We start from the raw sequence: 22,192 nt of genomic DNA, 5'->3' as shown, positions 1-22,192 counted from the left end.
TGCGCCCGACACCGTAAAGTCAGCCGATCGGCAGGGACGGTTTCACATGATGGATTTCGCAATTTTCTGGGACTGGCTGAGTTTCGCCGTGCGCTGGCTGCACGTCGTCACCGGCATCGCCTGGATCGGCTCGTCCTTCTACTTCGTCGCGCTCGATCTTGGGCTGCGCCAACGCCCCGGCATGCCCGTCGGCGCCTTCGGCGAGGAGTGGCAGGTGCATGGCGGCGGCTTCTATCACATCCAGAAATATCTGGTGGCGCCGGCCGAAATGCCCGAACATCTGACCTGGTTCAAATGGGAATCCTACGCCACCTGGCTGTCCGGCTTCGCCATGCTGTGCGTGGTTTATTATGCCGGCGCCGACCTGTTCCTGATCGATCCCAACGTGCTGCCGATGTCGGTGCCGGTCGGCATCCTGCTGTCTATGGCCACGATCGGCGTTGGCTGGGTGGTCTACGATCTGCTCTGCCGCTCGCCGCTCGGCAAAAGCGATACCGGCCTGATGCTGGTGCTCTATGGCGTGCTGGTGTTCATCGCCTGGGGGCTGACGCATCTGTTTACCGGCCGCGCCGCCTTCCTGCATCTCGGCGCCATCACCGCCACGATCATGTCGGCCAATGTCTTCATGGTGATTATTCCAAACCAGAAGATCGTCGTCGCCGACCTGATTGCCGGCCGCAAGCCCGACCCGAAATACGGCAAAATCGCCAAGCAGCGCTCGCTGCACAACAATTACCTGACGCTGCCCGTGCTGTTCCTGATGCTGTCGAACCACTATCCGCTGGCGTTTGCGACGGAGTTCAACTGGGTCATCGCCTCGCTGGTGTTCATCATCGGGGTCTTGATCCGGCACTATTTCAACACCGTGCATAAGCGTGCCGGCAACCCGCACTGGACCTGGATGGCGGCTGCGGTGCTGTTCGTCATCATCATGTGGCTGTCGACAGCGCCGAAAATACTGACCGGCGAGCTCAAGGCATCCGCCGCGGCCGAAGTCTATATCGCCTCGTCGCATTTCCCGGCGGTGCGCGACACCGTGCTTGGCCGCTGCTCGATGTGCCATACGGCCGAGCCGGTCTATGAAGGCATCTACCATGCGCCGAAGGGCGTGATGCTCGACACCGACGCCGGCATTGCCGAGCATGCGCGTGAAATCTATTTGCAGGCCGGGCGCAGCCACGCCATGCCGCCCGCCAACGTCACCCAGATCAGCGACAAGGAACGGGCGCTGCTGGTCGCCTGGTTCGAAGGCGCAGGGAAATAGGGATGACCTCCACACTTCTGCGCGGCCGCACCCTAAGTTTTTTGCGCTGGCCCGAAGCCATCGACGACCATGCCGCCTGGCGCTATGAGGAGGATGGCGGCCTGCTGATCCGCGACGGCCGGATCGTTGCCGTAGGCAGCTACACGGAAGTCGAAAAGCAAGCGGGCGACGGTGCGAAAAAGATCGATCATCGGCCGCATCTGCTGCTGCCCGGCTTCATCGACGCGCATGCGCATTTTCCGCAGATGCAGGTCATTGCCTCCTATGGCGCCGAACTGCTCGACTGGCTGAACACCTACACCTTTCCCGAAGAGACCAAATTCGCCAACGCCCAGCATGGCCGCCGCATCGCGCGGCTGTTTTTGGATGAAATGGTGCGCCACGGCACGACGACGGTCGCCGCGTATTGCTCGGTGCACAAGGCGTCTGCCGAAGCGTTCTTTGCCGAATCGCACGCGCGCGGCATGCTCAACATTGCCGGCAAGGTGATGATGGATCGAAACGCGCCGGCAGGCGTGCTCGACACGCCGCAATCCGGCTATGACGATACCAAGGCACTGATTGCGGAATGGCACGGCAAGGGCCGCCAGCTTTATGCGATCACGCCGCGCTTCGCCATCACCTCCTCGCCCGAGCAGTTGGAGATGGCCGGCACGCTCTGCCGCGAGCATTCCGATCTACACATGCAGACGCATCTGTCGGAAAACCACGCCGAAATCGCCTTCACGCAAAAACTCTATCCGCAGGCGCGCGACTACACCGATGTCTACGAGCAGTATGGCCTGCTGGGGCCAAAGAGCCTGTTCGGTCACTGCATCCATCTCAGCGAACGCGAGGCGGATGCGCTGTCGGATAGCGGTTCGGTGGCTGTGTTCTGTCCGACCTCGAACCTGTTCCTCGGCTCCGGCCTGTTCGACTACCAGCGCTTCCGCCGTCGCGAGAAGCCGCTCAGGATCGCCGCCGCCACCGACGTCGGCGGCGGCACCAACTACTCCATGCTGCGCACCATGGACGAAGGCTACAAGGTGATCGCGCTGAATGGCGAGAAGCTGAACCCGTTCCAGTCCTTCTGGCAATTAACGCGCGGCAATGCCGAAGCGCTGTCGGTGGTGGAGAAGGTCGGCACGCTGGATCAAGGCACCGACGCCGACATCACCGTGCTCGACGCCCGCGCCACGCCGGCGATGCGGCTGAGGATGGAGACTGTGGAGACGCTGGCGGAGGAGCTGTTCCTGCTGCAGACATTGGGCGACGACCGCGCGGTGCGCGAGGTCTATGTTGCGGGGCGGCCGGCCAAGATCGATATGATCGTGGGGTAGGACCCATCATCCGCGCGGGACAAGATGATGATTCCGCCTGGTTGCCAAGTGGTTCCCCCACTCCGTCGCCGCTTCGCGGCGCCAACTCTCCCCCCTCCGGAGGGAGAGGAAGGGAGCCTTTGCTTCGGAGGACGGGCGCCGGTTCGGACAGCTTGGCGCCCTTCCTCTACCCCGTCGATCGGGGGAGAGGTGTCGAGAGAAGCTCGACGGAGTGGGGGGCGACCCTGGCGGGGCAAGACCACCACCGCGACGAGACCTTGACCGGGCGGAGCTTGTCGTACACACGATTTGTGACTGACTTCGGAGAACAAAATGGCCGCTGCCGACGACATCGCTCTGATCCAGAAACAGGAAGAGACGCTGGTCTTCCCGGCCTTCGACGAGGCCGTCGCGTTCAAGATCGGCGCGGCGATCCGAGAGCGGGCGCTGGCCGAAAAGCTGCCCATCATTGTCGATATCAGGCTGTGGGATCGGCCGCTGTTCTATGCCGCGCTGCCAGGTTCGAACGCCTCCAACCCCGACTGGGCTCGACGCAAGATCAATGTGGTGAAGCGCTATCTCAAAAGCACTTATCGCCTGGTGCTTGAGCAGCAGCGTCCGGACCGCACCTTCAAGGTCGGCGAGGGGCTGGATATTGCTGATTACGTACTAGCCGGCGGCGGGTTTCCGGTGACTGTAAAGGTCGTCGGCGTCATCGGCGTCATCGCCGTCTCCGGCCTGCCGGAACGCCAGGATCATGGCGTCGTCGTCGATGCACTGTGCGATCATCTCGGCGTCGATCGGACACAATTGGCGCTGCCGCCGGAAGATAAATCGTGACGCTACCGCTGCCCCTCATCCGCCTGCCGGCACCCTCTCCCCGTATAGTGACGGGGAGAAGAGAAGCACCCCAACGCCGGCGAACCCCTCTCCCCGTCTCTATACGGGGAGAGGGTAAGGGTGAGGGGCGGCGCCGGCTTTTCGGAAGCTCGCAAACCGCGGATGGCGGCCAATTATGACCGTGCTCGACCCAAAATCCTTTCTCATCTCGATCTTCGATGCCGCCGTTGCCGCTGCCGATCCTGAACGGACCATCCGGGATCATCTGCCGGCCAGGCCGAAGGGGCGGACCATTGTCATTGGCGCCGGCAAGGGATCGGCGCAGATGGCGGCGGCATTCGAGAAGGTGTGGGACGGGCCGATCGAAGGGCTGGTCGTCACCCGCTACGGCTATGGCGCCAGATGCGAGCGCATCGAAATCATCGAGGCGGCACATCCGGTACCGGACCCTGCCGGTCTTGAGGCGTCGCGGCGCCTGCTCGAAAAGGTGCAAGGGCTGACTGCGGACGACTTGGTAGTGGCGCTGATATCGGGCGGAGGATCGGCGCTGCTGCCGTCGCCTGCCCCCGGCCTGACCCTCGCCGACGAAATCGCCGTCAACGAGGCGCTGCTTGCCTCCGGCGCGCCGATTGCGGCGATGAACACAATCCGCAAGCATCTCTCGACCATCAAGGGCGGCCGGCTGGCAGCTGCCGCCTGGCCGGCCAAACTGGTATCACTGGTTGTCTCTGACATTCCCGGCGACAACCCGGCGCTGGTGGCCTCCGGCCCGACCGTGCCCGACTCCGGCAACCGCGCCGATGCGCTGGCCTCGATAGCGGCCTACGGCATGAAACTGCCCGACGCCGTCATGGCGCACATCAACTCGCCAGAGGCCGATGCGCCAAATCCGGATGACCAGCGCTTTTCACGCAATGAAGTGCACCTGATCGCCTCGGCTGGCGTATCGCTGGAAGCGGCAGCCGCTGAGGCAAAATGGCAAGGCATCGAAGCCGTCACCCTCTCCGATTCCATCGAGGGCGAGGCGCGCGAGGTCGGTGGCGTGCATGCAGCCATTGCGCGCGAAGTGGCGACGCGCAACCGGCCGTTCCAAAAGCCGGTGCTGATCCTGTCCGGCGGCGAGACGACCGTGACTTTGCGGGCCCCTGTTGACGGAAAAAGGGGCAAGGGCGGCCGCAACTCCGAATTCCTGCTCGCCTTTGCCATCGGCATCAGCGGCGCGGAAGGTATTCATGCACTGGCCGCCGATACCGACGGCATCGATGGCTCGGAAGACAATGCCGGCGCCTTTGCCGATGGCTCGACTGTCTCGCGCATGCGTGCCGCCGGCATCGACACCAAGGCGATGCTGGCCGGCAACAATGCCTGGACGGCGTTCAACGCGATCGGCGATCTGTTCGTGCCGGGGCCGACGGGTACGAATGTGAATGATCTGAGGGCAATCCTAATCAGTTAATTCGGCCGTGGCGGCCGAAGTTTCCAACGTTGGATTCACGACCGTAGGTGATTGGCTGAAGCCACTCAGCTTCGTCATCCGTGGGCGAAGCAGGAGCGAAGCTCCGTCGCGAAGCCCCGGGTCCATTCCGTGATGTTAGCCGTCGAGCGCAGCGGAGCAGAATTCTGCACCGTAGCAGCGTCCAAACGTCGCGGCATGAATCCTCGGGTCTGCGCTGCGTCGCTTCCCTCCTTGCTCCGCCCGTGGATGACGATGTCGCTGAGGCTTTCGCTCATCTCACGACCCCATAAGCCGCTTCACCTCTCTCATATCGCTGAGAAACCGCTCGCGCTCTGCCTCCTTGTCCGCCGGCTCATGAATACGCAGGATGAAGGAAGGATGGATGGTGATGAACACGCGCAAACCGTCCTCGCGCTCGATCACCTGGCCGCGCATTTTCGTCACGGCAATGGCCTTGCCCAGCAGCGACAACGCCGCCGTTGCCCCAAGCGCCACGGCGAGGTCCGGCTTGATCAGCTCAAGCTCCCGGCCGATCCACCAGCGGCAGGCCTGGACTTCGCCGGTATTTGGCTTCGAGTGGATGCGGCGCTTGCCGCGCGGCTCGAACTTGAAGTGCTTGACGGCGTTGGTGACGTAGACTTTTTGCCGGTCGACGCCTGCGTCATCGAGAATTGCATCGAACACTTTGCCCGCTGGCCCGATAAAAGGTTTGCCGGCGAGATCTTCCTGATCGCCAGGTTGTTCGCCGACGAAGACCACTTTGGCGTCATCCGGCCCCTCGCCGAACACGGTCTGTGTCGCGTCGCGCCAGAGCGGGCAGCGACGACAACCCTTTGCAGCCTCGCGCAAATCGGAAATCGTCTTGGCATCGTCTTCATCCGGCGCCTCGGCCGGCTCGGGCTTCGGCCAATGTCTTGCCTGCAGCTTGGCGTGGTGCGGCGCCGGCATTGTCGGCAGTCTGGCAATCATATCCCTGGCGGCCTCGTCCGCTCCTGCGATCAGATCTGGAATGAGCGAGGCCTCGGGAAGGTTCCGCCAATATTTCTTCGGCATCTCCTTCTGCATCGCCTTCACCTTGAGCCGCGCCGGGTTGAAGATGTTTTCGAAATAGGTCAGCCACAACGCCTCGGTGTCGTCCTGATCGGGTGCATCGCCCTTGGCCGCACCCGGCCCGATCGCCAGCCTTTCGCCGTTCCAGTCGGCGGAGGCATAGGGCGTCAGGATGGTCCAGCGCATGCCGGTGAACCGCCGGACGAAGAAATCCGCGTTGCGCTCGACAATGAAATGCTCCGGCTCGAACCAGGCGACGTAGCGCTCGTTCTCGCCGTCGCCGATCTTCCGGAAGCGTACGAAGGCATGCATCTTATGGCTGTCGCGCCGCACCGCCTTTTCCATGGCTTCGAGCCGCCTGGTGTCGGGATCGGATGCGATCGCCAGCAGTTTCGGCTCGGTGCGCAGGCGCCAAAGCATCCAGTAGAGAAAGGCAAACCGGCCGGGGTCGGAGTGGCAGAAGGCGGTTTCGGCATGGGCGATGAACTCGCGCGGGACGGTAAGCTGCGCGCCCTCTGGCACCGCCGGCAAGGCATCTTGAGGATCATTGGCGTCGGACCCGACACCCCAACTAATATCCTCAGGCCGGACCTCATTCAGCGCCAGACGCCGTGCCGCATCGCGCCAACCGGCGAAATCGGTCTGGCTCGCTAGCCGGACAGTGTATCGGGCAAGGTCGAGCTGAGCCGGCTGCATGGTCAAAACAGCGACAGTTGTTCGCAGGACTTTACGATCGTGTCGCGCAGGCCTGTCTTGTCGGTGAGTCCGCCCGGCGACCAGCCTTCGGCGATGATGAAGGGCCTCAGCTTGGCGATCGAATGGCAGATCCGTCCGACATCTTCCAGCCGCATGCGTCGGTGGCGGCGGGTTTCAAGGATCTTCGCCACCACCTTGGTGCCCAGACCCGGAACCCGCAGCAGCGCTTCGCGGTCGGCGCGGTTGATGTCGACGGGAAACCTCGCCCGATTGCGCAAAGCCCAGGCGAGCTTGGGGTCAATGGCGAGATCGAGCATGCCGTCGCTGCTGCCGGCGAGGATTTCCGGCTGCGAAAAGCCGTAGAAACGCATCAGCCAGTCGGCCTGATAGAGCCGGTGCTCGCGCATCAGCGGCGGTTTTTGCAGCGGCAGCGACGATGACGAATCCGGGATCGGGCTGAAGGCGGAATAATAGACGCGCCGCAGGTGATAGCTGCCATAGAGCCGCGCGCTGGTGTGCAAAATGCCGTCGTCGGATGTTTTGTCGGCGCCGACGATCATCTGCGTCGACTGACCTCCGGGCGCAAAGCGTTCGCGCTTCTTGGTCCTCAGCGTCGGCTCGGCTTTTTCCTCCATCTTCCGGCGCAGGTTCGCCATGGAAAGCCGGATCGTTTCCGGCTTCTTCTCCGGCGCCAGTTTCTTGACGCCCTCATCGGTCGGCAGTTCGACGTTGATAGACAGCCGATCGGCGTAGAGCCCGGCCTGCTCGACCAGTTCGGCCGAGCTTTCCGGAATGGTCTTCAGATGAATATAGCCGGAGAATTTTTCGTCCAGCCGCAGCCGCCGCGCCACTTCCACCATTTCGGCCATGGTCTCGTCCGGGGAGCGGATGACTCCTGAGGACAGGAAGAGGCCCTCGATGTAGTTGCGCCGGTAGAAATCCATGGTCAGCTTCACCACCTCGTCGATGCTAAAGCGGGCGCGGCGCACATTCGATGACGAGCGGTTGATGCAGTAGCTGCAATCGTAAATGCAGAAATTGGTGAGCAGGATTTTCAGGAGCGAAATGCAGCGGCCATCCGGCGCATAGGAATGGCAGATGCCCATGCCTTCTGTGGAGCCGATACCGCCGGATTGGAGCGAATCCTTCTTCGCCGAGCCGGACGAGGCGCAGGAAGCATCGTATTTGGCGGCGTCTGACAGGATCGCCAGCTTTTCACGGACGGTGGGTGCGCTCATCCGTTCATGATATGTTCTTGAAGGCTGCAGCGCCACGTCATTTGATGCAGGCGGCGAAAAAGTAATCGCCGCCTGATCGTCGGGCTAGCAGGACGACTGCCCGAGTTCCAGGCGGTCTCTCAGACCTCGTGGAGGTAGAGGTGGTAATCCAGCTCGCTGACGGTGCGGGCGACGCGCAGATACTCCGACTGCTTGATCGCCACGAAGGTGCGATGCAGATCCTCGCCAAGCGCCTCTTTCAGGAAGCTCGATGCCCGCGCCGCCTCGATCGCAGCGCGCCAGTCGACCGGCATGGTCGTGCGCGTGATGGCGGCTTCATAGCCATTCCCAGTGGTTTCGGGGCCGGGGTCGAGGCCTTCATCCAGACCCTTGATGATGCCGGCCAGCACCGTTGCCGCGATCAGGTAGGGATTGGCGTCGACGCCCGACGGCCGGTGCTCGATGCGCCGGTTCTTGGCGTCGCCCGCCGGCACGCGCAGCGCCACCGAACGGTTGTTGACGCCCCAGGTCGGCGCCACCGGCGCATAGGATTGCGAGACGAAGCGCCGCCAGGAATTGGCGTGCGGCGCAAACACCAGCATCGATTCGGCCATGGTCTGGATCAGCCCGCCGAGCCCCTGCAGCAGCGGCAGCGACCAGCTTTCGCCGCCAGCCTCGGCAAAAACGTTGCGGCCGTTCTTGTCCTGCAACGAAACATGGAAATGCATGCCGGAGCCGGCGTATTTTTCGATCGGCTTGGCCATGAAGCAGGCGGTGACACCATGGCGGCGCGCCTGCGCCCGCACCAGCCGCTTCAACATGACGAGGTCGTCGGCCGCCCGCATGACATCCTTGCGATAGTTCAGCGTCAGCTCGTACTGGCCGGGCGCGTATTCGGAAATCACCGTTTCGGCCGGAATGCCTTGCGCCTTAGCCGCGGCATAGATGTCGGAAAACAGCGGCTCCATGCCGTGCAGATGGTCGACGGAATAGACTTCCGTCTTGGCCGAGCGGCGGCCGTCGAGCACGGCGTCCGCCGGCTTTACCTTGCCGTCGGCGTCACGCTCATTGGCAAGCAGGAAAAATTCGAGTTCGAAGGCGCCGGCGGGATAGAGGCCCTTGGCCGCCAAGATGTCGACCTGCCTGGCCAGCGCCAGCCGTGGGTCCGACGACATAGGCTGTCCCTCGAGATGGTACATCGCCATCAGCAACTGGCCGCGCGGCGGGTTCGTGCCGTAAAGCGGCACCAGGGTGCCGGGGATCGGCCAGGCCCTGAGGTCGCCATCGCCGGTCGTCCAGATCAGCCCGGTTTCGTGAACATCCTCGCCGGTGATATCGAGGCCGAGGATCGAGATCGGCATGTGGCGGCCGCCCTCGAAGATGCTTTTCAGCTCATGCCGGCGCACGATCTTGCCGCGGCCGACCCCGTTGGCGTCGGTCAAGACGATATCGAAGGCTTCGATTTCGGGATGGGCGTCGAGAAAGGCTTGCGCCTCGGCGGGCGTCGAGCCCGAAGGTGAAGTCATGATTAGTGTACTCGAGTTTGGCTTGGCAGCTTGTCTCATGCCGTCAGCCTTGCCGCAACCGTGGCGAAGGCGGTGATCAGCCGGTTGACCTGGGCGCCGGTGGTGGCCGGTGAGATCAGCATCATGTTGTGGAAAGGCGCGATCAGCACGCCCTGGTTGACCAGCGCGACATGGATAGCCGCCTCAAGCTCCGGCGCATGGGCAGTCTCGGCTTCGGCGCCGTTCCTGAGCGGGCCGGGGGCGCAGATGAACTCGACGCGGGCGCCGACGCGGGCGACATGCCAGGGCAGATTGTAGCGATCGATGACGCCGGTCAGCCCGGCATCGAGCCGCAGGGCGAGGCGATCCATCCGGGCATAATTCTCCTGCGTCATCACCTCTTCGAGCGTTGCGCGCATGGCTGCGAACTGCAGCGGGTTCGCCGACAGCGTCGTGCCCATGCCGGAATAGCCCGGCTCCTTGGTTCGGTTGTAGTCGGCATAGCGCGAGGCGACCTCGTCGCTCATGCCCCACACGCTTGCCGGCACGCCACCGGCGATCGGCTTGCCCAGCACGAAAAGGTCGGGCTGCAGCCCGAATTTTCTGGTGTAGCCCCCTGGGCCGGTCGAGATGGTGTGGGTCTCGTCGATCAGCAGCAGCGTTCCGGCCGCGCGCGTCAGTTTGCGCAAGGCGTCGTGAAAACCCGGATCGGGCAGCACCATGCAGGAATTTGTCAGCACCGGCTCGGCGATGACGCAGGCGACATCGCGGTCGGCGAGCGCCGCTTCCAGTGCAGCAACATCGTTGAATTCGATGACCTTCGCCGTCCTGGTCAGGTCGCGGAATTCGCCCGCCAGGCCCGGCCGGTTGACAGCTTTGCCGTCGACCAGCCGGACCATCGTCTCGTCGACCGAGCCGTGATAGCAGCCGTTGAAGACCAGGATCTTTTCCCGACCGGTGATAGCGCGGGCAACACGCAGCGCGAAGCGGTTGGCGTCGGTGGCGCTGGTGGCGATCTGCCAGAACGGCAGACCGAAACGCTGTGTGAGCAGCGGCCCGATGGCCAGCGCATCCTCCGAAGGCAGCATATAGGTCAGGCCGCGCCCGGCCTGGCGGCGGATGGCGCGCGCCACCGGCGGCGGCGAATGGCCGAACATCGAACCGGTGTCGCCGAGGCAGAAATCGTCCAGCCTGTTGCCGTCGATATCCGTGATGGCGGCGCCCTTGGCGCTTTCGACCAGGATCGGGAATGGCGTCGGCCAGTCGTTCATCCAGTGCATCGGCACACCGCCGAAGAAGCCTGGCAGGCCGTTACCGACCTTGGCATGCGATTTCGGCCGCGCCTTGCGGAAGGTGTTCGCCTCGCTTGTCCGCAATGCAGCGATGCGGTCACGGCTGATACCGCCAATGGACGCCTTTGAACTGTTCGTGCTGTACATGAAATCCCTCTCGGCCGGCACACTACCCAATTGGCGACGGCAACCGCAATTGGCCGTGTTGGTGCGCTGCATTGGGTCAGCAGCAAGTTCGGCAGACTTGACCTTCCGGCGCAGTCGGGCGCCAATGCGATCGGGTCTGTGGTTTGGGGAGAAAAATGCGGACGATCATCTGCGCTATTGCGCTACTCTTGTCGGCCGCTGCGGCTTCCGCATCGGGCGGCGTCTGGTGTTCCGTCGATGACAAAGCGGTGCAATTCGAGGTCGGCGCCGGGGTCACCAGAGGTATGGGCGGCCCGACCTTCAATTTTCGCGGCGATCTCGAGATACTTGGCCGGCCGGAAGGCGACAGTCTGCGCAAGACCGTCTTCGAGGATTCCGACCTCACCCAGTACTGGCTGGACGACAAGGAGTTGCGGCTGAACGTCTACCACGAGCATCAGCTCGGAGATAAATTCAACTCTGTCGAACTGACGATCCTGACCAAGACCAGTGACGAGGGCGTCTATGACGGCCGGTACACGCTTGCCGTCTACGACAACGCCGCCGACACGGAACAGGACGGCAAGCCGAAAGAATTGACCGGCAAGGTGTCGTGCGGAGCCGAATAGGTCACGCCGAGATATCGATGACGCCGCAGTCGCCGGCGGCACTGCCGAAGGCGACCCGGCGCTCTTCCTTGTCCCACATCATCGCGGTGATGGCGCCCATGCCCGGGCGGCGCAACAGCACCTCTTTGGCATCGGTAAAGCGCACCGCCATGACCATGCCGTCATCATAGCCGACGGCGACGACATCCTGGCTCGGATGGCAGGCAACCGATGTCACCATGGCGTTGCCGCGCGTGCCGAGCTCCAGCGGCGCCTTGCCCATCGGGCCGTCCTTGCCCGAAAACGGCCAGACGATCGCCGCCGGCGCGCCGGAACTCGCCAGCCACTTGCCCTTCACGCTCCACGACAGGCTTTTGACCTTGCAGGGATAGCCGGTCATGCGCATGTGCTTGCCGTCGGCGAGCTTCCAACCATGCAGCGCGTTTTCCTGCATGGTGGTGACGAGGAAGGCGCCATCCGGCGAGAAGGTCACGCCGGTATGGGCGCCGGCCCATTCCAGCTCCACCGGTCTGCCCTCGGCGGCCGGGAAATGCAGCGTCGCGCCATTGTAGCGGGCGACGCCGAAGCGCATGCCCTTGGGGGAGAAGGCCAGCCCCTCGACCGAACGTGGATGGGCAAACTCTTTGGTCTTGCCGTCGGCAAAGCGCACGAACGCAGTCTTGCCTGTGGCATAGGCGATAGCGCCTTGCGGCCCGGCGGCGACGCTGGTGATCCACTTCTTGCCGGCGCTGGCGAGTTCGCTGACATTGCCGCCGGCGGCAACGGCAAAAATCTTGCCGTCCTCGCCGCCGGTGATCAGGCGGTCGTTGGCGGCGTCATGGAACGTGGAGAGCAGGCCGTCATTGGCCTGAATTGTCTTGTGGCCGTTGTCGAGCCTATGAACTGTCCCATCGGCGAGCGCAAAATGCGGCACGTTGTCGAGGAAGACGGCGGCAAGGCAGTGACCTTCCAGGTCGAGGGGAGCAACTGTGGGCATCAGGACCATTCCAATGAAGCTGTCACCACTCCCGGGAAGCCACTGAGGCGGCCAGGCCTGGCGTCAACCTTCTCCCCTTGTGGGAGAAGGTGGATCGGCGCGCAGCGCCGAGACGGATGAGGGGTGTTGGACGGATCGCCGTCGGTGCCGAGCTGGAGCACCCCTCATCCGACCTCGCTTCGCGAGGCCACCTACTCCCACAAGGGGAGAAGGAAGAGCGGGCAGCGCTAGCGCCATAGAGTCCGGAAATCAAGCCGCCTGGCAGGCGTCAAAGCTCTTCTTCAGCCGTTCGGCGTCAAGCTCGCGGCCGATGAACACCAGCCGGCTCTCATGCTTTTCGCCGTCTTTCCAGGCGCGCTGGTGGTCGCCTTCGATGATCATGTGCACGCCCTGGATGACATAGCGCTCGTCGTCGCCCTTGAGCGCGATGATGCCTTTCAGCCGCAGGATGTTGGGACCTTCCATCTGAGTGATCTTCTCGATCCACGGGAAGAATTTCTTCGGGTCCATCTCGGCGCCGCGCAGCGACACCGACTGCACGGTCACGTCATGGATGTCGGAGGGATGCGCGTGATCGTGATGATGATGGTCGTGATCATGGTCGTGGTGATCGTGGTCGTGATCATGGTGGTCGTGATCATGATCGTGCGCCTCGAGAAAATGCGGATCGTTTTCCAATGCGCGCGACAGGTCGAAGGCGCCGCGGTCGAGCACTTCGGACAGCGCCACGCCGGCGCGCGTGGTGCGGTGAATCCTGGCCGCCGGGTTGATGGCGCGGATGGTGGCTTCGACCTTGGCCAGCTCTTCGGGCGTCACCAGATCGGTCTTGTTCAGCACGACAACATCGGCGAAGGCGATCTGGTCCTCGGCTTCCTTGGAATCCTTCAACCTGAGCGGCAGGTGCTTGGCGTCGACCAGGGCCACGACAGCGTCGAGTTTGGTCTTGGAGCGCACGTCGTCGTCCATGAAGAAGGTCTGCGCCACCGGCACAGGATCGGCGAGGCCGGTGGTCTCGACGACGATGGCGTCGAAGCGGCCGGGACGGCGCATCAGGCCTTCGACGACGCGGATCAGGTCGCCGCGCACCGTGCAGCAGACGCAGCCATTGTTCATTTCGTAGATTTCCTCGTCGGATTCCACGATCAAATCATTGTCGATGCCGATCTCGCCGAATTCATTGACGATGACGGCATAACGCTTGCCATGGTTTTCCGACAGGATGCGGTTGAGCAGCGTCGTCTTGCCGGCGCCGAGATAGCCGGTGAGAACGGTCACGGGGATTTGCGTCTGTGCTTCGCTCATATCTTGCCTCGAAATGGCTGGGCCACGGAATTGCGGGCCGCAAGAAGGGATTGTTGGCCTGATATAGGATGTGTGCCGGCCTTTTGCACGAGGCAAACCGCCTGGGTGTTTGACCCAGGATTGACGAAGCGGATGGGTAGACCCGAGAGGCCGAGTGCGAGGGATGCCGACCATCAACGTGTCGCTGGAAACGCCTCTTCGTTGATCTGTGCTAAGCCGCGCCGCGTCAAACCGTTGCAATCGCCTTGGCGGAAACTCGTTTGTCATCTAACTGAAATAAACATCTGGCATCACCATTTCGAGCACCACAAATGCTTGCCGGCAAAGCTGTTTCGAAAGCCGGAATCTTTTTGATCGTCGATTGCCAACCGGCCGGCTGCGTCTATGCTGCACGCACCGGTACGGCCGAAGAGGGATCACCATGGCCAAGGCGGACAAGACTGCAACGATGAGCCGGCTGCATTCGGCGGCAAGGCTGGCAAGGACCGCGCTGGCGGCGCGGCTTCTGGCGCACGGCTTCTATGCCGGCCAGGACCAGATCATGCTGACGCTCGACCGCGAGGACGGCCAGACGCCCGGCAATCTCGCCGGCCGCCTCGGCGTGCGCCCGCCGACCATCACCAAGACCATCAACCGGCTGCAGGCCCAGGGCTTTTTGGAAAAGCGCGCCTCTTCCGCGGATGCACGCCAGGCGCATATCTTTCTCACCGACACCGGCCGCGAGATCATCCACGCCATCGAGAAGTCGGTGAAGAAGACCGAGAAGCAGGCGTTGAAGGGCCTCGACAAGAAAGAACAGAAGACGCTGTTCAAGCTGCTCGCCCGCATCGAGGCCAATTTGTCGAACGAGGAGCTGGTGCTTGTCGACGACGATGGCGACATCGACGATTGATCTTCCTGACCTAGGCGGCTACCGAAGGCCCGCGCACCAGGGTCGACCAGCGGCCGGGCGTCAGGCCGAATGCTTTCTTGAAATGCCTGTTGAAATGGCTCTGGTCGCTGAAGCCGGCGCCAACGGCAATCTCGGCCAGCGGCTCGCCCACCTCGATCATCCGTCTTGCCTTTTGCAGCCGGCGCATCAGCAGGAACCGATGCGGGCTGGTGGAATAGGTCGCGCGAAAATGGCGTGACAGCGCATAGCGGTCGAGCCCGGTGACGGCTTCCAGCTCATCGGAACGAACGGACCGCTCGGCATTCTCCTCGAGATAGCCGCGCGCCAGCGCCGCCGCACGCGAGGCCGACTTCCCCATCGGCTTTGCCTTCTGTCCCGCATGACGCCCCAGATGCTGCGCCAGCTCCGCAACGAAATCGGCGACGAACAGCTCGTCCAGTTCCTCGTCGAGCGGCGCCAGAGCCGAAAGCAGCGTGCCACGCAAGGCAGGATCGCTGACCACAGCATCCCTGACGAAAGGCAGCGGCGCGCCGTCGAGGCAGTCGAGCAGCAGTGACGGTTCCAGATAGAGGATCCGGTAGCGCAGACCATCCTCGGTCCCGGCGCCGCCATCGTGCACTTCGTCGGGATGCAGCACGATAACCTGGCCGGGCAGGCTGTGGTTGACAGTGCCCCTGTAGTGGAAGCGCTGCACACCGGAAAGCGTCACGCCGACGGCAAGTGTATCATGACGGTGCAGGTCGAAGGCGTTGCCATGGAAATGCGCCTCGATGCGCTCGATGCCAGCGGTAACAGGCGCCGACACGATCCGGTCTTCATCCGCGCACGAACGTTCAAGACCCTGCGTCGCCTCACCTTCTAGATCGTGCGTCATCACCTATCCCTGCCCTTCATGGGCGTGCTCCGGAGTCCTCATTTTGGTGTTCGATACGAAATTTGCAATCGTGCTGCGGGACGATCTCGCCGTCTGGCAAAAGCTCAACGTCGCCGCCTTCCTGACCAGCGGCATCGTCGCGCAATTCCCCGGCATTATCGGCGAACCCTACCGCGACCGCGCCGGCAACCTTTACAATCCTCTGTCGATCCAGCCGGTCATCGTGCTTTCGGCCGATGGGCCGACGCTCAACTCCATCCACCGGAAGGCGCTGGAGCGGCGCGTGACGGCGTCAGCCTATGTCGAGGAGATGTTTGCCACCGGCTTCGATGCGGCCAACCGCGCCGTCTTCGCCGAGTTCGGCCCTGAGGACGCCAAGATCGTCGGCATCGCGCTGCGTGCCGACAAGAAACTCGTCGACAAGATCACCAAGGGCGCCCGCATGCACGCCTAATTCAGCAGGAAGCGTGTAACGGCGCTCATGAATTCAGTCGGCCGCTCGACGTTCAGCATATGGACGCCCGGAAGCAGTGTAAGCGTGGCGCCGGGGATGCTGGCTGCGATCGCCTCGCTGTGGCTTGCCAGTGTTACCTTGTCGTCTTCTCCACCGATCACCAGGGTGGGGGCGGTAATGAGGGAGACAGTCCGGCGCAGATCGCAATCGCGTACGGCGGCGAAGCATCCCGCGAGACCTTGGGGCGGCGTCGCCAGGACCATCGCGCGGAACGCGTCGACGGTTTCGTTTGGGCCGGCAAGCATCGAGGCGGGAAACCAGTTGTGCATGAACATGTCCGCGGCGGCCGACATGTTGCTCGCAGCAAGGACAGTACGGATCTGCTCGTCAAAGTAAGAAGCCGGCCCGAGATGTGGCGAGGTGTTGGAAAGGATGAGACGCTCGATGCGGTCCGGGGCATGGATACCCAGCCACTGCCCTACGAAGCCGCCCAGCGACAGCCCGCAGAAATGCACGCGGGCGATCTGAAGCGCATCCAGCAGCTCAAGGACGTCGCGGCCCAGCCGATCGAGCGAATAGGCTCCGGCCGGAGCATCGGAACTGCCGTGGCCGCGCAGATCATAGCGCAGCACCCGGAAAGATCCGGCAAATTCCGCAAGCTGCCGGTCCCACATATGCAGGTTCGTCGCAATGGAATTCGAGAGCACAAGCACAGGGCCGGCCCCCGCCAGCTGATAGGCGATCCGGCAGCCGTCGCCCGTCGTAAAATAAAGCGTGTCAGTCATCTGGTCCTCATCTCACCCTGGCGAAAGGAGTTCGATGCTCCCGCCGCCCTTTGAATGAGCCACCCTAGGCCTCGTAATTATCCAGGAAAATTACTATGATTGGACGATCTCAGTAGGTTTTTACGATAATGAATGGTCTAAAACTCCACGACCTACGGTGCTTTGACGCCGTGGCAAGCGAGGGCAGCTTCCAGGCGGCCGCCCTTGCCTTGAACCGATCGCATCCATCCGTCTTCGCCGCTGTCGCACGCCTCGAGCAGTTGCTCGGGCTCACACTTCTCGACCGCAGCGGATATCGGGTGGGGCTGACGGAGGCGGGCCGCGAGTTTCACGCGCGAGCGCAGCTGACATTGCGCGAGCTCGACCATCTGCGAACCTATGCGGGCCAGTTGGCGAGCGGCGAGGAGACGGTCCTGCGTGTCGTCATGGGTGATCTCTGCCCGCGACCGCAAATCCTGCGTATGCTCAGCGGCTTCTTTGCCGAACGCACCGGGACACGCCTGCACCTGGAGTACGAGGCGGTCGGCGGTCCGCTCGAACGGTTGATGGAAGGCTCGGCTGACCTCATCTTCCATCGCGCGGATCCTTCCGATCCGCATCTCGAGCGGATCGATCTCTGCGCGGTGCCCCTCGTGCCGGTGGTGGCGCCTGGGTTCCTTCCGTTCGCGCCTGGCCGCGAGATTGCGCCGGAGCAGATGCGGCCCTTCACCCAGTGCGTGATCCGCGACACGGCGCGGCGGCCATCGCCGGAGAGCTATTTCCTCATCGACGGTGCGCATCAGTGCTCGGCGCCGGATCATCTGATGAAGAAGGAACTGATCCTTCACGGACTGGCCTGGGGCCATCTGCCGGGATGGCTGATCGAGGATGAACTGCGGGATAGGAGGCTGATCTCGATCGCTGGTGCACATCTGCCCGGCCGGACGGAGACCTTGGCGGCGGTGCGCCGGCGCGACCGACCGCATGGACCCGTCGCCCAGGCGTTGTGGCTTCATCTCCAGGCGCAAATGGCATCCGACGGCAAAGCACCGGGATGTCAGAACGTCGCAGCGGAACGCAAGGCGCCTTAGCTGGCATCGGATTGGGCATCGGATTGGCCTGCGCTGAACCTGTCTCAGACGCCTGTTGTGCCAGTCGCTTTTGGCTTGCCGGGCGCAGGCGATTGCCGCAAAGGTTAAGCGTTGCTCCTCCCTGCCCGGCCTGACATTGAACGTTCCCGCAAAATCAGACGAAAGCGCAACGCCGCCCGCCGCGATGCTGTTCATGCTTTCCACCTATGTCTTTTTCACCTTTCTCGACACATCGAGCAAATATCTGGTCCTGGCCGGCGTCTCGGCGCTGATCGTCGCCTGGGCCCGCTTCACCGTCCATGTCCTGCTTGTCGGCGTCTTCCTGCGCGGCTGGCGCGAGCCGTCGCGCTTCCGCGCCAACAATTTGCCGGCCCACATCCTGCGCGGCGGTCTGTTGTTCGGCTCGACGATGTGCAACGTCATGGCGCTCAAAACGCTTCAACTGGCCGAGACCACCTCGATCTACTTCTTCGGGCCGATGGTGATCACCGCCCTTGCCGGACCGCTGCTTGGTGAATGGGCCGGCTGGCGGCGCTGGCTGGCGATCCTGACGGGTTTTGTCGGCGTGCTCGTCATCACAAGGCCGGGCGTCGGCGTGTTCGGTCTCGGCCACCTCTTCGCGCTCGGCTCCATGCTGTCGAACTGTTTTTACGTCATCATGACGCGCCGCATGTCGGCCAGCGAAAGCTCGGAAAGCCTGATCCTGTTTTCGGCGCTGGCGCCGGCCGTGCTCCTTTTGCCGATGCTGCCGTTCTCGCATCAGCTGCCGCAGGATGGCTGGCATTGGGTCATCCTGGTGATGCTGGGCGTGTTCGGCGCCGGCGGCCACTGGCTGCTGGTGCAGGCCTACCGACTGGCGACCACCACGGCGCTGGCGCCTTACCCGTATTCGCAGATGGTCTGGATGATCCTGTCCGGCTGGATCATCTTCCACCAGTTCCCCGACCGCTGGACGCTGGTGGGTGCTGCGATCATCGTCGCCAGCGGCCTTTACATCATCCATCGCGAGCACCGTTTGCGGCTGCGCAATCGCACGACCGTCGATGTCGAAGCGGAGGCGCTGGCGAAAAAACTTTGATTTGCTCCGAATCCGATGGCATAACGCCGCATTTAAAAAATTTAAAAAACGGGGAGCGAAGGGCTGGCACAAAAGATCAAGCTTTCGACGATCGCGGATGCGCTTGGCGTCTCCACGGCCACGGTCTCCCTCGCCTTGCGCGACAGTCCACTGGTCGCAGGCGCCACGCGTGACCGCATCAAGGAGCATGCGCGGGCCATCGGGTATATCTACAACCGCCGCGCCGCCTCACTGCGCACCTCGCGCTCGGGGATTGTCGGCGTCGTCGTGCACGACATCATGAACCCGTTCTTCGCCGAGATCCTGCGCTCCATCGAAAGCGAACTCGATCGCAGCCGGCAGACCTTTATCCTGTCCAACCACTACGACCAGCTGGAAAAGCAGCGCACCTTCATCGACACGCTGCTGCAGCTCGGCGCCGACGGCGTCATCATGTCGCCGGCCATCGGCACGCCGGCTTCCGACATCGTCATGGCCGAAGAAAACGGCCTGCCGGCGGTGCTGATCGCACGCAGCGTGGAAGGCGCCGACGTGCCGGTGTTTCGCGGCGACGATGCCTATGGCACAGCACTTGCCACCAATCACCTGATCTCGCTCGGGCACAAGCGCATCGCCATGATCGGCGGCACCGACCAGACCTCGACCGGGCGCGACCGCTACCAGGGCTATCTCAACGCCATGGAAGCCGCCGGGCTGGAAGTCAGGCCGTCCTGGCGCATTGCCGGGCCGCGCACCAAGCAGGGCGGATTCGAGGCGGCTGGACAGTTTTTGGCGCTTAAAGACAAGCCAACCGCCGCCTGCTGCTGGAATGATCTCGTCGCCATAGGGCTGATGAACGGCATTGCCCGCGCCGGCCTGGTGCCGGGCGCCGACATATCGGTCACCGGCTATGACGATCTCGAGGAGGCGGCAATCGCGACACCGGCGCTCACCACAGTCTGGAATGGCCAGCGAGAGGTTGGCCGCCGTGCCGCCAGCGCGCTGCTCGACAAGCTGAACGGACAGGCGGTACGGCCGTCACAGGAACTGATCAAGCCGGAACTGCATGTGCGCCAGTCGACCGGCAAGCCGGTGGAGCGTGCATGACCAAGACTGATGCGTTGCAGACCGTCGCCGTTCTGGTGCCGGGACATTTCAACGACCATGCGGTCGAGCGCATCGACCGCACCTTCAAGCGGGTCAAGATAGAGCGCGCCGATCCCGCCCTGGTCACCGACGAGATGCGCCATGACGTGCGCGCCATTGCGTCCTTTGCCGGCGTCAATGCGGCATTGATGGATGCATTGCCCAACCTCGAACTCATCGCCTCCTTCGGCGTCGGCTATGATTCGGTCGATGCCGGCCATGCGGCCAAGAAAAACATCATGGTCACCAACACCCCCGATGTTTTGACCGAGGAGGTCGCCGACACCACGATCGGCCTTTTGCTCAACACCGTGCGTGAACTTTACAACGCCGAGAAATGGCTGCGCGACGGCAGTTGGGTGAAGAAGGGCAACTATCCCCTGAGCCGGCTGACCTTGCGCGGTCGGCATGTCGGCATTTTCGGCATGGGCCGCATCGGCCTTGCCATTGCGCGCCGGCTGGAAGCGTTCGGGCTGCCGGTGGCCTACCACAACAGGCGCAAGGTCGAAGGTCTGGCTTATGAATACCACCCGACGCTGAAGGGCCTTGCCGAAGCGGTCGATACGCTGATTTCCGTAGTGCCGGGCGGCGCTTCCACGGAGAAGGCGGTCAATGCCGAAATCCTGGCGGCGCTTGGCGCCAACGGCGTTTTCGTCAACATCGGCCGTGGCAGCACGGTCGACGAGGCAGACCTCGCCGCAGCGCTTGCCAACGGCACCATCGCCGCGGCCGGGCTCGATGTTTTCGCCGATGAACCGAATGTGCCCAAGGCTTTGCTGGAGGCGCCCAACACCTCGCTTTTGCCCCATGTCGGTTCGGCCTCGCACCACACGCGCCGCGCCATGGCGGATCTGTGCGTCGACAATCTGGTATCCTGGTTCAGCGAGCGCCGGCCACTGACCCCGGTGCCGGAGACGGCGCAAGTCAAGCCACGAAGCTGAGCGGCTGTCTGCCACACTCGTTAACGTCGGCTTAACGCTTTGGAATCATTCTGCATCTGCGCCGGGGGGCGCGGAGTGCAAGATGACGAAACTTCCCGCATTGATTGCGGCAGCGGCACTTTTCGCCGGCTTTCAGCTGTTTCACGGCGGCAGCAGTGAAAGTTCGGCCAATGAAGCAAGGCCGGCAACCACCTTCAGGCTGGTCGCCAATGGCGACGAAGGCGACTGCGCGGTTAGCCGCGGCGCCGCGATTGACGATGGCCTGTCGCTGTTGACCGTGGCGCCGAACTGCCGCGGGTTGCTGCCGGGGATCGAGCGGGCAAAATTCTGGCGAGAGGGCGAGGACGGCACGATCGCGTTCAGCGCCGACGGCACCGACCCGATCGTCACCTTCTCGGTTGCGGATGGCGACGGCTACGAATCCTACGCTCCGGCCACGCCGCTGCTTTCGCTGGCGACAACCGGCGAACGGGATCAATCCGCCGGCAATTGATCGTCGGGATTTATTCCGCCGCCGCCCGCGCGCCGGCCTTCGCCGCCGCATGCAGCCGCACCGCATCGCCGAAGGCGCGGAAGATCTTGGCCGAGTTGTCGTCCGACTTGACCCAGTATTCGGGGTGCCATTGCACGCCGACGGCGAAGGCGCGGGCGTCCTTCACCGAAACTGCCTCCACCGTGCCGTCGCCGGCAACCGCCTCGACCTGCAGCTTCGAGCCGAGCCGGTCGATGCCTTGGCGGTGCAGCGAGTTGACCTTGATGTCGCCGGCGCCAAACACGCCGGCCAGGCAGCTGCCCGGCTTGATCGAAATGGTCTGGTGAATGGCGAAGCGTTCGTCCTGGTTGTCGCTCACCGGCGCGCGATGGTCGAGCGAGCCTTCGCGCTCCTGGATCTCGGTGCCAAGCGTGCCGCCCAGCGCAACGTTCAACTCCTGGATGCCGCGGCAGATGGCAAGCAGCGGCACGCCGCGCTCGATCGCCTTGCGGATTAGCGGCAGCGTGGTGGAATCGCGCGCCGGGTCGTAGGGGCCGTTGGCTTCGCTGGCGTCGCCGCCATAGAGCGATGGATGCACGTTGGACTTCGAGCCAGTGACCATGACACCGTCGACCGAAGACAACAGCTCGTCGAAGTCGAGCCGGTCACCGAATGACGGCACCAAAAGCGGGAACACGCCGGCGCCGGAAAGTGCTGCCTCGATATATTGCTGCGGGACGGCATGCCAGGTGTAGTTGTCGAACTGACGGACGTCGGTTGATATGGCGACGAGCGGCTGGTGCATTTTGGGTCCGGATTCCATTTGGCGCGAAGCGAATAGCTATTGTGC

General features: G+C 63.3%; 21 protein-coding genes. 12 read left to right on the top strand and 9 right to left on the bottom strand.

Annotated elements, in window-relative coordinates; genetic code table 11:
- Window positions 1-46: 46 nt before the first annotated feature.
- The 4 genes from X750_RS161795 to X750_RS161810 all read left to right on the top strand — a co-directional run bounded on the left by X750_RS161795 (window position 47) and on the right by X750_RS161810 (window position 4,858).
- The gene (locus X750_RS161795) at window positions 47-1,264 is read left to right on the top strand and encodes a urate hydroxylase PuuD (protein WP_023746567.1); all 1,218 of its coding nucleotides are present in this window, start codon (window positions 47-49) and stop codon (window positions 1,262-1,264) included.
- A 2-nt stretch (window positions 1,265-1,266) separates the two neighbouring features.
- On the top strand, window positions 1,267-2,583 hold the full coding sequence (gene guaD / locus X750_RS161800) for a guanine deaminase (RefSeq protein WP_023746566.1): 1,317 nt from the start codon (window positions 1,267-1,269) through the stop codon (window positions 2,581-2,583).
- Between the two features lie 312 nt (window positions 2,584-2,895).
- A complete protein-coding gene (locus X750_RS161805) occupies window positions 2,896-3,402 on the top strand; it encodes a heme-degrading domain-containing protein (RefSeq protein WP_023746565.1) in 507 nt (168 codons plus the stop codon).
- Window positions 3,403-3,577: 175 nt separating this feature from the next.
- Complete coding sequence (locus tag X750_RS161810; protein ID WP_023746564.1) at window positions 3,578-4,858, top strand: glycerate kinase; 1,281 nt, start codon at window positions 3,578-3,580, stop codon at window positions 4,856-4,858.
- 276 nt (window positions 4,859-5,134) lie between these two features.
- On the opposite strand, the gene X750_RS161815 is transcribed toward X750_RS161810, so the two are convergent.
- The 4 genes from X750_RS161815 to X750_RS161830 all read right to left on the bottom strand — a co-directional run bounded on the left by X750_RS161815 (window position 5,135) and on the right by X750_RS161830 (window position 10,765).
- On the bottom strand, window positions 5,135-6,604 hold the full coding sequence (locus tag X750_RS161815; RefSeq protein ID WP_023746563.1) for a UdgX family uracil-DNA binding protein: 1,470 nt from the start codon (window positions 6,602-6,604) through the stop codon (window positions 5,135-5,137).
- 2 nt (window positions 6,605-6,606) lie between these two features.
- Entirely contained in the window at window positions 6,607-7,842 is a 1,236-nt protein-coding gene (locus tag X750_RS161820) for a putative DNA modification/repair radical SAM protein (protein ID WP_023694722.1), read from the bottom strand.
- A gap of 119 nt (window positions 7,843-7,961) precedes the next feature.
- Window positions 7,962-9,347 (bottom strand): glutamine synthetase family protein, encoded by a 1,386-nt coding sequence (locus X750_RS161825; protein ID WP_023746562.1) that lies wholly within the window; start codon window positions 9,345-9,347, stop codon window positions 7,962-7,964.
- Window positions 9,348-9,382: 35 nt separating this feature from the next.
- The gene (locus X750_RS161830) at window positions 9,383-10,765 is read right to left on the bottom strand and encodes an aspartate aminotransferase family protein (protein ID WP_023746561.1); all 1,383 of its coding nucleotides are present in this window, start codon (window positions 10,763-10,765) and stop codon (window positions 9,383-9,385) included.
- 155 nt (window positions 10,766-10,920) lie between these two features.
- On the opposite strand from X750_RS161830, the gene X750_RS161835 reads away from it, so the two are divergent.
- On the top strand, window positions 10,921-11,373 hold the full coding sequence (locus X750_RS161835; RefSeq protein WP_023683507.1) for a hypothetical protein: 453 nt from the start codon (window positions 10,921-10,923) through the stop codon (window positions 11,371-11,373).
- Window position 11,374: 1 nt separating this feature from the next.
- Here X750_RS161835 and X750_RS161840 read toward each other — a convergent pair whose 3' ends face one another.
- Both X750_RS161840 and X750_RS161845 read right to left on the bottom strand, forming a co-directional pair.
- Window positions 11,375-12,349 (bottom strand): WD40 repeat domain-containing protein, encoded by a 975-nt coding sequence (locus tag X750_RS161840; protein WP_023746560.1) that lies wholly within the window; start codon window positions 12,347-12,349, stop codon window positions 11,375-11,377.
- Between the two features lie 249 nt (window positions 12,350-12,598).
- Window positions 12,599-13,651, bottom strand: coding sequence for a GTP-binding protein (locus X750_RS161845; RefSeq protein ID WP_023683509.1), 1,053 nt, complete (start codon window positions 13,649-13,651; stop codon window positions 12,599-12,601).
- A 421-nt stretch (window positions 13,652-14,072) separates the two neighbouring features.
- On the opposite strand from X750_RS161845, the gene X750_RS161850 reads away from it, so the two are divergent.
- Window positions 14,073-14,543, top strand: a complete 471-nt coding sequence (locus tag X750_RS161850) for a MarR family winged helix-turn-helix transcriptional regulator (protein WP_023671361.1) — start codon at window positions 14,073-14,075, stop codon at window positions 14,541-14,543.
- Window positions 14,544-14,553: 10 nt separating this feature from the next.
- On the opposite strand, the gene X750_RS161855 is transcribed toward X750_RS161850, so the two are convergent.
- On the bottom strand, window positions 14,554-15,417 hold the full coding sequence (locus tag X750_RS161855; protein WP_023711333.1) for an AraC family transcriptional regulator: 864 nt from the start codon (window positions 15,415-15,417) through the stop codon (window positions 14,554-14,556).
- A gap of 46 nt (window positions 15,418-15,463) precedes the next feature.
- Between X750_RS161855 and X750_RS161860 the strand changes: the two genes are divergently transcribed.
- Window positions 15,464-15,871, top strand: coding sequence for a DUF2000 family protein (locus X750_RS161860; RefSeq protein ID WP_023746559.1), 408 nt, complete (start codon window positions 15,464-15,466; stop codon window positions 15,869-15,871).
- Here the strand turns inward: X750_RS161860 and X750_RS161865 are convergent.
- Window positions 15,868-16,656, bottom strand: coding sequence for an alpha/beta fold hydrolase (locus tag X750_RS161865; protein ID WP_023689240.1), 789 nt, complete (start codon window positions 16,654-16,656; stop codon window positions 15,868-15,870). The genes X750_RS161860 and X750_RS161865 overlap by 4 nt on opposite strands.
- 128 nt (window positions 16,657-16,784) lie before the next feature.
- On the opposite strand from X750_RS161865, the gene X750_RS161870 reads away from it, so the two are divergent.
- From X750_RS161870 to X750_RS161890, 5 genes are all read left to right on the top strand, one after another.
- Window positions 16,785-17,726, top strand: coding sequence for a LysR family transcriptional regulator (locus X750_RS161870; protein WP_023746558.1), 942 nt, complete (start codon window positions 16,785-16,787; stop codon window positions 17,724-17,726).
- Between the two features lie 193 nt (window positions 17,727-17,919).
- On the top strand, window positions 17,920-18,804 hold the full coding sequence (locus tag X750_RS161875) for a DMT family transporter (RefSeq protein ID WP_032902466.1): 885 nt from the start codon (window positions 17,920-17,922) through the stop codon (window positions 18,802-18,804).
- 63 nt (window positions 18,805-18,867) lie between these two features.
- The gene (locus X750_RS161880) at window positions 18,868-19,890 is read left to right on the top strand and encodes a LacI family DNA-binding transcriptional regulator (protein ID WP_023671355.1); all 1,023 of its coding nucleotides are present in this window, start codon (window positions 18,868-18,870) and stop codon (window positions 19,888-19,890) included.
- Window positions 19,887-20,870, top strand: a complete 984-nt coding sequence (locus tag X750_RS161885) for a 2-hydroxyacid dehydrogenase (RefSeq protein WP_023746556.1) — start codon at window positions 19,887-19,889, stop codon at window positions 20,868-20,870. Before X750_RS161880 ends, X750_RS161885 begins: the two co-directional genes overlap by 4 nt.
- A gap of 82 nt (window positions 20,871-20,952) precedes the next feature.
- Complete coding sequence (locus X750_RS161890) at window positions 20,953-21,363, top strand: hypothetical protein (protein WP_023683514.1); 411 nt, start codon at window positions 20,953-20,955, stop codon at window positions 21,361-21,363.
- 10 nt (window positions 21,364-21,373) lie between these two features.
- On the opposite strand, the gene X750_RS161895 is transcribed toward X750_RS161890, so the two are convergent.
- Window positions 21,374-22,147, bottom strand: coding sequence for a gamma-glutamyl-gamma-aminobutyrate hydrolase family protein (locus X750_RS161895; RefSeq protein ID WP_023746555.1), 774 nt, complete (start codon window positions 22,145-22,147; stop codon window positions 21,374-21,376).
- Window positions 22,148-22,192: the final 45 nt, after the last annotated feature.

The sequence above is a fragment of the Mesorhizobium sp. LNJC391B00 genome, assembly GCF_000502535.1.
In the GTDB taxonomy this organism is placed as follows: Bacteria; Pseudomonadota; Alphaproteobacteria; order Rhizobiales; family Rhizobiaceae; genus Mesorhizobium.
Note: the sequence above shows the minus strand (reverse complement) of the source record. Positions and strands in the feature narration are given on the sequence as shown.